The organism is Pseudomonas farris, from assembly GCF_019145235.1.
GTDB lineage: Bacteria > Pseudomonadota > Gammaproteobacteria > Pseudomonadales > Pseudomonadaceae > Aquipseudomonas > Aquipseudomonas farris.
On the sequence record NZ_JAHSTV010000003.1, the window covers coordinates 335,028 to 347,909 of the forward strand.

11 protein-coding genes and 1 pseudogene are annotated in these 12,882 nt (G+C 59.2%); 3 read left to right on the plus strand and 9 right to left on the minus strand.

What is annotated here, in order from left to right; translation table 11 throughout:
* Nucleotide 1 precedes the first annotated feature (1 nt).
* From KVG95_RS07825 to KVG95_RS07835, 3 genes are read right to left on the minus strand one after another with little or no spacing between them, the layout of a single operon-like run.
* On the minus strand, nucleotides 2–262 hold the full coding sequence (locus tag KVG95_RS07825; protein WP_217855446.1) for a phosphopantetheine-binding protein: 261 nt from the start codon (nucleotides 260–262) through the stop codon (nucleotides 2–4).
* Nucleotides 243–1,052, minus strand: coding sequence for a lysophospholipid acyltransferase family protein (locus tag KVG95_RS07830; RefSeq protein WP_217855448.1), 810 nt, complete (start codon nucleotides 1,050–1,052; stop codon nucleotides 243–245). The genes KVG95_RS07825 and KVG95_RS07830 overlap by 20 nt, the downstream gene beginning before the upstream one ends.
* Nucleotides 1,028–1,753: a beta-ketoacyl synthase chain length factor gene (locus KVG95_RS07835; RefSeq protein ID WP_052965098.1), complete on the minus strand. Its 726-nt coding sequence runs from the start codon at nucleotides 1,751–1,753 to the stop codon at nucleotides 1,028–1,030. Before KVG95_RS07835 ends, KVG95_RS07830 begins: the two co-directional genes overlap by 25 nt.
* A 356-nt stretch (nucleotides 1,754–2,109) precedes the next feature.
* On the opposite strand from KVG95_RS07835, the gene KVG95_RS07840 reads away from it, so the two are divergent.
* A complete protein-coding gene (locus KVG95_RS07840) occupies nucleotides 2,110–2,880 on the plus strand; it encodes a ParA family protein (protein ID WP_008009127.1) in 771 nt (256 codons plus the stop codon).
* A gap of 130 nt (nucleotides 2,881–3,010) precedes the next feature.
* On the opposite strand, the gene trxC is transcribed toward KVG95_RS07840, so the two are convergent.
* Nucleotides 3,011–3,445, minus strand: coding sequence for a thioredoxin TrxC (gene trxC, locus KVG95_RS07845; RefSeq protein WP_030129872.1), 435 nt, complete (start codon nucleotides 3,443–3,445; stop codon nucleotides 3,011–3,013).
* Nucleotides 3,446–3,639: 194 nt separating this feature from the next.
* Between trxC and KVG95_RS07850 the strand changes: the two genes are divergently transcribed.
* Together KVG95_RS07850 and KVG95_RS07855 are read left to right on the plus strand one after the other, a co-directional pair.
* On the plus strand, nucleotides 3,640–3,936 hold the full coding sequence (locus tag KVG95_RS07850) for a type II toxin-antitoxin system HigB family toxin (RefSeq protein ID WP_123721553.1): 297 nt from the start codon (nucleotides 3,640–3,642) through the stop codon (nucleotides 3,934–3,936).
* Nucleotides 3,933–4,334, plus strand: coding sequence for a helix-turn-helix domain-containing protein (locus tag KVG95_RS07855; RefSeq protein ID WP_217855450.1), 402 nt, complete (start codon nucleotides 3,933–3,935; stop codon nucleotides 4,332–4,334). Before KVG95_RS07850 ends, KVG95_RS07855 begins: the two co-directional genes overlap by 4 nt.
* Nucleotides 4,335–4,339: 5 nt before the next feature.
* Here the strand turns inward: KVG95_RS07855 and selO are convergent, their stop codons facing one another.
* From selO to KVG95_RS30330, 5 genes and pseudogenes are all read right to left on the minus strand, one after another.
* On the minus strand, nucleotides 4,340–5,803 hold the full coding sequence (selO, locus tag KVG95_RS07860; RefSeq protein ID WP_217855452.1) for a protein adenylyltransferase SelO: 1,464 nt from the start codon (nucleotides 5,801–5,803) through the stop codon (nucleotides 4,340–4,342).
* A gap of 48 nt (nucleotides 5,804–5,851) precedes the next feature.
* Nucleotides 5,852–9,202, minus strand: coding sequence for a mechanosensitive channel MscK (gene mscK, locus KVG95_RS07865; RefSeq protein WP_217855454.1), 3,351 nt, complete (start codon nucleotides 9,200–9,202; stop codon nucleotides 5,852–5,854).
* Between the two features lie 34 nt (nucleotides 9,203–9,236).
* On the minus strand, nucleotides 9,237–10,979 hold the full coding sequence (locus KVG95_RS07870) for a potassium/proton antiporter (protein ID WP_217855456.1): 1,743 nt from the start codon (nucleotides 10,977–10,979) through the stop codon (nucleotides 9,237–9,239).
* Between the two features lie 155 nt (nucleotides 10,980–11,134).
* Nucleotides 11,135–12,007 carry a methyl-accepting chemotaxis protein gene (locus KVG95_RS30325; protein ID WP_390176098.1) on the minus strand — a complete coding sequence of 291 codons (873 nt, stop codon included), beginning with the start codon at nucleotides 12,005–12,007 and terminating at the stop codon, nucleotides 11,135–11,137.
* Nucleotides 11,990–12,826: pseudogene (locus KVG95_RS30330) on the minus strand (MCP four helix bundle domain-containing protein); the annotation flags it as partial. The pseudogene KVG95_RS30330 and the gene KVG95_RS30325, both read right to left, overlap by 18 nt.
* Nucleotides 12,827–12,882: the final 56 nt, after the last annotated feature.

Genomic DNA, 12,882 nt, shown 5'->3' on the forward strand with positions numbered 1-12,882 from the left:
CTCAAGCTGCCTGTTTTGCAGTGACGAACGCCGCAAGGCTCGCCACGTTGGTGAAGTGATTACGGGTGTCCTTGGCGTCGGCATCGATTTTGATACCGTACTTTTTCTGAATCGCCAGACCGAGTTCCAGGGCGTCTACCGAGTCCAGGCCCAAGCCTTCGCCGAACAGTGTCTGGTCATCGCCAATGTCTTCGACGCTGATGTCTTCGAGGCCCAGGGCGTCAATGATCAGTTCTTTGATTTCACGGTGTAGATCGCTCATCTTCGGCGAGCTCCTTAATAAAGTAATGGTGCAAATAATCATTGAGCTTGCGCGAGGCTTGGGGCGCGGGCCCCTGCGTAGCGAAGGCCTGTGGGTCTATATCGGCCCCGACACGAAAACTGAAGTGCACGCGGCGTTTGGGGATCCGATACCAGGGTTCGGCCTTGGTTAATGTGCTCGGGCTGACCTTGATGATCACCGGGGTGAGGATTTTCGCACCGCGCACAGCGATTGCCGCGCCCCCCCGATGAAATGCCGGTGGTTTGCCGGGTTGAGTGCGGGTGCCCTCGGGGAAAATGATCAGGGTCTGACCGCTTTTCAGCGCGTCGGCAGCGGCGTCGAGCATGTCCATGCTGCCGTCGTTGCTGATGTAATCGGTGCGACGTAGTGGGCTGCGGGTGAACGGATTTTCCCAGAGGCTTTTCTTGACCACGCAGTTGGCGTGGCCTACCAGGCCGATCAAAAACACCACATCGATCAGCGAAGGGTGATTGGCGACGATCATCTGGCCTGGCCGCCCAAGCTTTTCCGCACCCTGAATGTCATAAGTCAGCACGCCAGTGCGAGCCATGAACCGAATGAAAAACCAGAAACAGCGGCTCACCGTCTGTCGTGCCCGCTGACGATGGGCCTGGGCGTTTCCCGGCAAGCAACTCAACAGCGGGAACACCACCAGTCGCAGGCATAGCCCGCCCAACCCGAACAGGGTGAAGCTTGCGGCAGTGGCCAGCAGGCGCCAGTAATAGGCGTCGCGGTTTTTATCGGTTACAGGTTGCGTTGCCAGGTCCATAGACGATTTTTCCAGGCATGTTGGCAGGTGGTCTGCTGGCCGAGCAGGGTACGCAACAGATTCAGGGCATGGGGCCAGTGGGCTTTGGACAACGCTTGCGAGGTGCTGTTCAGCGACAGCTGCCACTGATTGCCGGGCGTAATCAGCAGGCCGACCGCATAAGGGAATGGCACGTCGTCGATCCAGGCCGAGTAGGCCGCGGGCGGTTGCTCTTCCGTCACTACCAGCAGTACCGCAGGCGCTCCTTCATCAAGCAATGCCGCCGCCTCTAGCATGCCGTGTTCAAGGCCATCACCGGCCGCAGCGAGGGCGGTCATTTCGCTGGTTTCGCCGCGCATGATCGACCATAGGCCGATGACCGCGTTGTGCACCGACAAGCTGAACTGAGTGGGCGACAACGGTTGGTCAGTCGCCAGATCGCTGAGAATTTCGAAAGTGCGCGGGGTTTCGCCGTGGCGGGAAATAAAGACCAGCGGTAGGTCCTGGCGACCATCAGCCAACGGCCAGCCAACGCTGAATGCCATCCGCGCCAGACGGCTGAGTCGCCGACGCTGCATAGCCGGCAAAAACGACACATCGGGGGCGGCATCGCTGGGCTCGAGCACGACCGGTTGTCGGCTCCAGGCCTGCCAATCATCCACGCTTTCAAGCCCAGGGGCCCACGCGCGCCATTGGGCGATGTTGAAATTGATCACAGACATTCATCCCGCCCCTGCGGGCTTCCTTGACGCGGTGAGTCGCAGAAATCGCGGCTGACCTTACGTGGCGCTTAACGCCGAGTGGTGCGCATTATCCCGGTGCGGCGGGCGTGTAGCAAATGCTGGTTACATTTTGCGCAACGAAATGTACCGTCTGGTTCGCGAAAAAACTGTCGTTTGGCCATTATCCACGTTGCAGCGGACATGTCTGTCGGCTCTATCGGCTGTCAATGGACGAGTTGGCGGCTTCTTCCGACGGATATTTACCAATGACTGTGTAGTCCCGATGCCGGCGAGGTAGCTAAGCAGCGCCGTGGACTACTACACTCGGTCATTCTTTGATACACGGAGGTTTTGACATGCGGCGCGTGGTGTTCAATCAGAAAGGTGGCGTGGGCAAGTCAAGCATTGCCTGTAATCTGGCGGCGGTCAGCGCCAGCGAAGGCTATCGTACGCTGTTGGTGGATCTCGATGCTCAGGCCAACTCCACTCAATACCTGACGGGACTCACCGGTGATGATATCCCGATGGGGATCGCTGACTTCTTCAAGCAAACCCTGTCCTCCGGACCGTTCTCGAAGAAAAACCAGGTCGATATCTACGAAACCCCATTCGACAACCTTCACGTCGTCACCGCCACCGCCGAGCTGGCTGACTTGCAGCCCAAGCTTGAGGCCAAGCACAAGATCAACAAACTGCGAAAATTGCTCGAGGAGCTGGACGGCGATTACGACCGAATATACCTCGATACACCGCCAGCACTGAATTTCTATGCCGTCTCGGCCTTGATCGCCGCTGATCGTGTATTGATTCCCTTCGACTGCGACAGTTTCTCGCGTCAGGCGCTGTATGGCCTGCTGGCGGAAATCGAAGAGTTGAAGGAGGACCACAACGAAGGGCTGGAAGTTGAAGGCATCGTCGTCAACCAGTTCCAGGCACGCGCCAGTTTGCCTCAGCAAATCCTCGACGAACTGATCGCCGAAGGGCTACCGGTGTTGCCGGTGTACCTGGCAAGCTCGGTGCGCATGCGCGAATCCCACCAGGCCAACACGCCGCTGATCCACCTCGACCCGCGGCACAAGCTGACCCAGCAGTTCGTCGACCTGCACAACCTTCTCGAAAACGCCTGATTCCTGCAAACAACACCGAACCACTGTGGGAGCGAGCCTGCTCGCGAAAGCGGAAGTCCAGTCAACAGAGATGTTGAATGTGAAACCCTCTTCGCGAGCAGGCTCGCTCCCACATTTATTTGTGGTGGCTCTAAATCCCTTGGCTACGCAGCCAGCTCATCAACTGCGGCAACGGGAAGGCCCCGCTCTGGCGAGCCACTTCCCGGCCGTTCTTGAACAGAATCAGGCTCGGAATCGAGCGAATCCCCAGCTGTGCCGACAATTGCTGATTCGCCTCGCTGTCCAGCTTGGCCAACCGACACTTGCCCGCCAACTGACCCGCCGCTTGCTCGAACACCGGCGCAAACGACTTGCACGGCCCGCACCAGTCCGCCCACACATCCACCAGCAACGGCAGGTCGCCCTTGATCTGACTGGCGTAATCGCCTTGCTTCAACTCGAATGGCTTGTTGAGCAGGACTTCGGCCTTGCAGCGGCCGCACTTTGGGTGGTCATTGAGACGCTCGGCGGGAATGCGATTCAGCCCGTTGCAGTGGGGGCAGGGGATGAGGAGTGGGTCAGTCATGAGGATGGTCCTGTTAAGAAGCCGATTACTTCTATTTGGAGACGTTTGCTCATGTTTTCAATCGTGCAGCGACCTGCGATGTAACTAGGCTGGGTTGTACTGAGCGACACCGTTGGTCTGCTTAGAATTATCGCAACTTGCGATATTTTTTATCTGTGATTAATCTCCATAGCAGAATGCGATAAGGATGTTGCATGCATGTGTTCACCGAAAAACCAGTCCGTGAGGCCAAGGAAAAGTGGCCGCGGGCAGCCAATGCACTGGAGCAGTGGTATCGACTTGCCAAAGGGAGTAACCCAAGAGACTTCGCGGCGATGAAGTCGATTTTCCCCGCGACTGACAAAGTCGGCGAGTTTCATGTGTTCGACATCGGTGGCAACAAGTTGCGGCTGATCGCTTTCGTCAGGTATCGGTCTCAAAAGCTTTATATCAAGCATGTGCTGGATCACCGCGAATATGACCGCGGTAAATGGAAGGAGGGAAGGTCATGAGTGTTCTGATCAAAAAGGCTGCCGAGCATTGGGAGTTCGTCTCGCCATTGCTTCGAAAACCGAAAAACGAAGACGACTACGACAGGTTGGCGCAGGCACTCGATGAATTGCTTGAGATGACCGGGGATGATGAGTCGCACCCGTTGATGAGCTTGGTGGATATCATCGGTGACTGGATTGCGGAGTGGGATCGCAAGCATCACCCCATGCGCGAGGCCTCTGGTGCAGAGGTTCTCGGCTATATGATGCGCGAACACGGCCTCAGCCAGAGCGAACTGCCCGGCGTTGGCACTCAGTCGGTGGTTTCCGAGATATTGAGCGGCAAGCGTCAGCTCAACCTGCGGCAGATCCGCTGGTTAGCCGAACGCTTTGGTGTATCAGTGGAGACGTTTATCTGACCCGTCTACGACGAACAACTGATCTCCAAATGCTTACCCCACTCCGGTGGCCGCTCGGCATAACTCTCCATTCCAGGTTGTTCCTCGAACGGATTGCTCAATACTGCGTGCAAACGACGAACTTCCGCATAGTCGCCGCTTTCCGCCGCATCGATGGCTTTCTGCGCCAGATAGTTACGCAGGATGTACAGCGGATTGACCGCATGCATGCGTTTGCGGCGCTGTTCCTGGTCAACTACGCCTTCACGGCCAACCCGGGCGATGTAGAGCGCGCCCCATGCATCGAAGCCTTTGATGTCGACGAAGTCATCGCGCAAACGGGCGACGGCCAGTTCGGGTGACTGATCGCCGAGGCGGCGGAAGAACAGGCTGTAGTCGACGCCGCTGTTCTGCATCAGTTGCAGCAAGTGTTCCAGCAGTTTCTGGTCGTCGTCTTCGGCAGTGGTGAAACCGAGGCGGCGGCGCATCAGGTCCAGGTAGTGGGCCTGAAACAGCGGCAGGTACAGGCCGAGGGTTTCGCGCAGGGCTTCGACGCTGATGAACGGCGTCAGGGCCTGGGCGAGGGCGCTGAGGTTCCACTGGCCAATCGGCACCTGGTTGCTGAAGGAGTAACGGCCTTGGTCATCGGAGTGGTTACAGATGAAGTGGGCGTCGAAGTCGTCGAGGAAGGCGAACGGGCCGAAGTCGAAGGTGATGCCCAGGATCGACATGTTGTCAGTGTTCATCACGCCGTGGCAGAACCCATAGGCCTGCCATTTGGCGATCAGCTCGGCGTTGCGCTCGACGATTTCGCGGAACATCGCCAGGTACGGTTCCGGCTGTTCCAGGCAATGCGGGAAATGCATGGCCAGCACATGGTTGCCGAGTTCTTTCTGTTGCTCGGGGCGCTTGGTGTAGTAGAAAAATTCGAAATGCCCGAAGCGCACATGGCTCGGTGCCAGGCGCAAGACCATGGCCGCGCGTTCCTGTTTCTCGCGCCAGACGGGCGTGTCGGAGCCGATCACGCACAGCGCGCGAGTGGTGGGAATGTTCAGGGCATGCAAGGCTTCGGAGGCGAGAAACTCGCGGATCGACGAACGCAGCACCGCCCGCCCATCACCCATGCGCGAGTAAGGCGTCTGGCCGGCGCCCTTGAGGTGCAGGTCCCAATGTTCACCGGCTTCGTTATAGACCTCGCCCAGTAACAGGCCGCGACCGTCGCCCAGTTGCGGGTTGTAAGAGCCGAACTGATGCCCGGAATAGACCATTGCCCGAGGCTCGGCTTCGGCCCAGAACTTGTGGCCACCGAACAGCTCGGCGAACACCGGCGTTTCGGCCGCGGCCGGGTCCAGGTCCAGCAGCGCCATGGCGGCGGGGCTGGCGACCACCAAGCGTGGCGCGGCGATGGGCTCGGGCAGCACATGGGTTGAGAACGCGTCGCCCAGGCGGGCGAAGCGATTGTCGAAGGTCAGTTCGTCGAGGGCTTTCAACGGCCATCTCCAGCAGAATGTCCGAGCATTCTGCTAGGGATAGAGCAGTTAGTCGAGTTCGACAGGCGGCGGCTCGTGTCGCGGTTTGCCATCGGCCAGCGGCACGATGGTTTTGGTTTCCTGCTCGACCGGCACCATCTTGTACTCTTGGCCGTGAAGGTTCTTGAGGTAGACCTCCATTTGCCGGAACGAGATGTTGATCTTCTGCTTCTTGAACTCACGATTTATGAAGCGGTTGACCTCGTCGAGTACTGGGTTACGGTCGCCGAGGTCGCGCACATGCATGCGCAACTCGTGGTCGAGGGTGCTTTCGCCGAAGTTCAGGAAGTACACGTGAGGCTCCGGATCCTTCAGCACGCGCGGGTTGTCCCGGGCAGCCTTGAGCAGCAGCTCTTTCACCAGGTCCAGGTCTGAGCCGTAGTCGACGCCGAGCTTGAGGGTCACCCGGGTGATGGTGTCGGTCAGGGACCAGTTGATCAGTTGCCCGGTGATGAACGTCTTGTTCGGGACGATGATGTCCTTGCGGTCGAAGTCGGTGATGGTCGTAGCACGGATGCGGATCTTGCTCACCGTGCCCGACAGATTGCCGATGGTGATGGTGTCACCGATCCGCACCGGGCGTTCAAACAGGATCATGATGCCGGAGATGAAGTTGGCGAAGATCTCCTGCATCCCGAAACCGAGGCCTACCGACAGTGCCGCCACCAGCCATTGCAACTTGTCCCAGCTCACGCCGAGAGTGGACAGTGTCGAAACGAAACCGACACCCGCGATCACATAGGACAGCAGCGTCGTCGTGGCATAGGCGCTGCCCTGAGCCAGGTTCAGCTTCGACAGCACAAACACTTCCAGCAAACCCGGCAAGTTGCGCGCCAGTGCAAAGGTGATACCGATGATGATCAGCGCGCCGAGCATGTCGCCGATGCTGATTGGCACCATGCTCATGTTGGCGCCGGTGCCGCTGGTGTACTCGTAGAGGGTGATGTTGTCCAGGTACGAGAATACCGAGATCAGGTCCGACCAGACCCAATACAGCGCCGCGATGAAACCGCCGAGCAGCGCCAGACGGATCAGTCGCAGGGACTGCTCGTTGACCTTCTCGATGTCCAGGGTCGGCTCTTCGATCACTGTTTCGCCGTCGCCTGCCTCTTTCGCAGCCTGACGTTTGGCCAGCGCGCGCTGATAGGCCAGGCGCCGTGCCGCAACGCTGAGGCCGCGCACGAAGGTCGCCTCGATCACCAGCCAGAACATCAGCAGGTAAAGCGTGTTGATCAACCGGTCGCTGAGTTTCAGCGCGGTGTAGTAGTAGCCAAAGCACACGGCCACGAACAGCGCGATTGGCAGGGCGGTGAACAGAACCCCCACAGCCTTGCGGAACAGTGAAGCGTTCTGGTGAGTCGGGCTGCTAACCAGCAGGCGGCTGAGTAGCCAGGCCATCAAGGCGTAGCAAGTCAGCACCACCGGCATGCCTAGCACGTCATCGGCCAGTATCGCTGGTTGCAACTCGGCGACCGCTACTACCGCCACCAAAGCCATCACTACCAGCCCTAGTCGGCGTATCCAGCCTTGAAGGAATTCGACCTGAGGTTTTTCCCAGCGGAAATGCAATTCGGCGACGCCGCCCGGCGCGAGGATGCGGTAGGCGGTATAGAACACCAGCCAGGCTTGAGCCATTTGCAGCAGCGCCGCGCCCATATTGGCGTTCTGCCCGCGGGCGTCGATTTGCAACGCCAGGCCGCACAAGGCCAAACCCAGGGCGACGGGCATCGCCAGCAGGATGTTGATCAGAATCGCTTGCGGTGTGTGCCACTGGCTGTCGCGCTTGAAGTGGCCGATGTCCAGGTGAACTTTATTCAGGCGGGCATAGAGATTTTTGCGGCGCCACAGCAGCGCTCCGATCAGAAAGGCCAGCGGCAGAAACAGCAGCGGCCGCTGCGTCAGGCCATCGGTCAGTTCGCTCAGGCTTGAGGCCCAAGGCAAGGTGGTGACCTGACGTTCCAGGCGTTCCGGCACGCCGCGCATCCACTCAAGATCCAGCGGTTTGTTGCTGGGAATCCAGAACATTTGCTCGTCGAGGGTCGCCCGCAGACTTTGCGCGGTGCTGAGCAGTTGCTTCTGGTTGAGTTGCAGCGTGATGGATTCGTTGAGCACCGCGCTCAGTTCGCGATTCAAACGCTCCAGCAGGTCTGCGCGGGTGGTGGCCAGTTCCAGCAGGCTCTTGCGCAGTTGCGGGGTGACTTGCTCGGGCGGTTGAGTCGCCAGCAGGTTATCTACATAGGTTGTCGGATTGCTGAGCAGCTCCCGTTGCTGGCTGACTTCGAACTGATACAGGCGAATGTCGGCGATCTGGTCGGCGAGGTCGCGATCGAGCTGGAGGCGCGGCAGAGCCTGTTTCTGTTTGTAGAGAATCTTGGAGAGCAGCAGGCTGCCCTTGAGCACGTTGATCTGTTCGTCCAGCGCCGAATCGCTCTGGGTCACGCTGTCCAGTTGCTGTTTGGTCTGCAGGTTCTGTTGAGTGACTTCGTTGAGGCGGTCGGTGCTTTTGAGCAGGTAGTCGGAGAGCTTCAGGTTGGCCGCGCTTTCGGTGGCCAGCAGGCTACTGCCGCCGGCCTTCTGCGCTTCGATGGACTGCTGGGTGACGGTCTCTTGGGATTGAGCCAGGCGCTTCTGGTTGATCAGGTTTTGCAGCTCCTGGATTTCTCGTTCCAGGCGATCGGATTTTTCCGACAGCAGATCATGCTGGCTATTACCCAAATCCTGCAGCTGACTGTTACCGGCCAGCTCCTGTCGACGCAACGGGATCAGCGCATTCAGCGCCGCGAGCTCCGCGTTGAGCTGGTCGCGCTGCTCACCGCTCAACGTCTTGCCGTTGTCTTTTCCGATTTTAAGGATGTTATTGATTTGCTGAATGCGCGTCTGGCTGGCGGAAATTTCCGCCTGGGCACGCTCGGGACGGGTCTGGGCAGTAATCACCAGACTGTTGGCCTCGGCCAGTGCTTTTTGCAGATCGCTTTGCTGGGTCGAGCGCTCGGTCAATAGCTGCTCAAGCTGCTGAATGGTCTCTTTGGTATAGCGTTGCGCCACCGGCACTACATTGGTGGCCTTCAGGCGAGTCAGTTCGCGCTGGTTCTCGATGTTCTGCTTTGGCGCACTAGCTAGCTGCTGCTTGAGATCAACCAGCTTTTGCTCGTAATCACGCTTGTTGGTGAGTTGCGTCAACGTGCCTTGCAAAATGCTCTGCAGAGCTTTTTGATCAGCTTCCGGCAGCTTGCGGTCGGCGATCTTGTCCAGGCTCGCCTGCACGGCTTCGCTGGACGGCGGTTCGGCGGCTTGCAGGGTGCTGATGGAAAGGCTCAAGCCCAGCAGGGCCATGATGATAAAAGTGCGCAGGGTTGACATAGAGACCGATCGAAAACGAGGCGAAGAATGGAGTTTAGAGGAAGAGTCCCGGTCCGGGGCGACTTCCTTCGGGGAATCTGACGCCTACCTTACCAATCTTGTTCCCTTCCATGACAGCGACGGTCCAGAGGGTGTTGTTCCATTCCACCTGGTCACCCACTACGGGTGCACCGCCCACTTTCTGGGCAATGAAGTGGCCCAGCGACATGTTCGGATCGATGCCTTCGACTTTCAACCCGTACAGGGCAGCAACCGCGCCCAGCTGGGCGTCTCCTTCGAGTACGAAGTCGCCGAAGAAGCGCAAATCCAGACCCCGTTGCGGTGCCTGACTGAAGAGTTTTCCGAGGGCCGGAAGGTTGTGTTCATGGCCGATAACGCAGAGCAAATCATCGACTTCGAGCACCGTACTACCCGACGGATGGAGCAGTTGTTGGCCACGAAACAGGGCTGCGATACGGGTACCTTCGGGCATTTTCAGCTCGCGAAGAGGGGATCCAATGCACCATTTCTCGGCACCGAGGCGGTACACGAACAGCTCCCACTCGCTGGTGACATGCACTTCCAGCGCCGATCGAGAGATCGGCAGGGGCTCCGGCGGGACGGTCACTTTCAAAAGCTTGGCAACCCAGGGCAGGCTTGTGCCTTGCACCAGCAGCGAGACCAGGACGATAAAGAACGCCAGATTGAAGTAGAGCTGAGCGTTGGGTAGCCCCGCCATCAGCGGGAACACCGCCAGAATGATCGGTACGGCACCGCGCAAGCCAACCCAGGAAATGAATGCCTTTTCGCGGCCATGGAACGCCTTGAAGGGCAACAGGCCGACCAGCACCGACAGCGGACGGGCAAACAGAATCATCCACAGCGCCAGGCCCAGTGCCGGCAAGGCAATCGGCAGCAGGTCATGGGGCGTAACCAACAGCCCCAACACCAGGAACATGCCGATCTGTGCCAGCCAGGCCATGCCGTCGAGCATGTGCAGAATGCCGTGGCGACTGCGGACCGGGCGGTTGCCGATCACCAGGCCACACAAGTACACCGCCAAAAAGCCGCTGCCGTGCAGGGCGTTGGTCAGAGCAAACACTACCAGACCGCCAGCGATGACCAGAATCGGATAAAGGCCGGTGGCCAGATGGATACGGTTGACCAGTTGCAGCAGTAGCCAACCACCGCCGAGGCCGATCACACCACCGATGCCGAACTCGCGCACCAAATGCACCAGCAGATTCCAGTGTAGGCCGGTCTCGCCGCTGGCGAGCATGTCGATCAGGGTCACGGTGAGGAACACCGCCATCGGGTCGTTGCTGCCGGATTCGATTTCCAGGCTCGCGCTCACCCGTTCGTTCAGGCCCTTGCCGCCCAGCAGCGAGAACACGGCCGCGGCGTCGGTGGAGCCAACGATGGCGCCGATCAGCAAGCCCTGGATCATGTTCAAGTCGAACAACCACGCCGCCGCCATGCCGGTCAGCCCGGTGGTGATCAATACACCCACCGTGGCCAGCGATAGCGCCGGCCATAACGCCACGCGGAAACTCGCCACCCGGGTGCGCAAGCCGCCGTCGAGCAGGATTACCGCCAGGGCAAGGTTGCCGACCAGATAGGCCGTTGGGTAGTTATCAAAAATAATACCGGCGCCGTCGACACCAGCCGCCATGCCCACCGCGAGGATGATCACCAGAATCGGGATACCGAGGCGCGATGAAAGTGAGCTCACCAGAATGCTCGCACCTACCAGCAACGCGCCGATCAAGAACAGGCTGTTGATGGTCGTCGCATTCAAAGGCAGTACTCCAGAAAGCTAAAGGCGGGCACAAACTGACCATGCAGTCTGCGTGCCAGCGATTCTAACCTGTTGAAATGTGATGCTGTCAAAAAGCTTTTAACGTGAGTCGACTGATCGTTCCCACGCGGAGCGTGGGAACGATCAGTCGCAGGTTACAGACTAAACCGCCCAACCATGTTGTTCAGGTCCAGCGCCAAGCGTGACAGCTCGTTGCTGGCCGCGCTTGTCTGGTTGGCACCGGTGGCCGATTGCACCGACAGGTCACGAATGTTCACCAGATTGCGGTCCACTTCACGGGCCACCTGTGCCTGCTCTTCGGCCGCGCTGGCGATCACCAGGTTGCGTTCGTTGATTTCGACGATGGCGCTGTTGATGGTGTCCAGCGACATGCCTGCACCACGGGCGATGTTCAAAGTCGATTCAGCACGCTCGGTGCTGTTGCGCATCGAATCCACGGCGTGTTCGGTGCCGCTCTGGATGCTGCCGATCATCCGCTCGATTTCGCTGGTCGACTGCTGGGTGCGATGGGCCAGGGCACGCACTTCGTCGGCGACCACTGCGAAACCACGACCAGCTTCACCGGCACGGGCTGCTTCGATGGCAGCGTTCAACGCCAACAGGTTGGTCTGGTCGGCCAGGCCGCGAATCACGTCCAGCACCTTGCCGATGTCCCGCGACTCGTTGGCCAGATCGCCGATCAGGGTGGCGGTGCTCTGTACATCGGCACTCATGCGCTCGATGGCACTGACGGTTTCCTGCACCAGGTCACGACCGTCGCCCGCCGACGTGGTGGCGTTTTTCGAAGCTTCGGAGGTGCTCACGGCGTTGCGGGCGACTTCCTCCACGGCGCTGGTCATTTCATTGACCGCGGTGGCGGCTTGTTCGATTTCGTTGTTCTGTTGGGTCAGGCCGCGGGCGCTTTCGTCGGTGACGCTGTTGAGCTCTTCCGCGGCGGACGCCAGTTGCGTGGCCGAACCGGAGATCCGTTGCAGGGTGTCGCGCAGTTTGTCCTGCATCTTCGCCATCGCGGCCAGCAGGCGACCGGCTTCGTCTTCACCATCGACCGTGATCGGGCGCGTCAGGTTGCCTTCGGCAATTTCTTCGGCGGCGCTCAGGGCGTTGGCGATCGGCTTGGTGATACTGTTGGTCAGCAGCCAGGCGAACAGCAGGGTCAGGCCGGTGGCGATGACCAGCAGGGTCACCGTCAGGTTGAAGGCTGATGAGTACTCTTCGGCGGCCTGCTGGTTGGTGTCGACGGTCTGCTGGGTGTTGATTTCCAGCAAACGGTTCAGCACGACGTTGATCGCTTCAGAGTTAGTCAGCAAATCGGTATTGAGCAGCGTGCGCAGTTCGTCGACCTGATTGTTGCGCGACAGGCTCTTCATCCGGTCCTCGATCTGGCGATACTGCCCCAGCAGCTGCACATACTGATCATAGGCTGCACGTTCCTGCGGGCTGGCGATCAGTTTTTCGTAGACGGCTTGAGCCGCTCGGATCTGTTGGTTACGGGTTTCCAGCAGGTCCATGGTTTTCTGCTGGACGTCCGGCTCGCGGTTCACCAACAGACGGTAAGACAGGACGCGCAGGCGCAAGGTTAGCTGAGTGAACTCGTCGAGGCTTTTAATGCTGGGTACGCTGTTTGAGGTGATTTCTTCGGCGGCGCCGCGAATTTTGCTCATCTGGTTCAGCGCAAACACCCCCAGAACCAGCATCAAGCTGCCAATCAAGGCAAAACCGAGGAACGCCCGCGGTGCGATATTCATATTTCGTAAGGACATGGTGTTCACCGAAAAAAGCGCATCCGTGCGGGGCTGAGACTGCTGTATGGATGACTTATCGGTCATACGACTAAAGTCTTGAGGCGCTGCGCGCTTTTGTCGCAGAAGGGCCGCGGCGACGA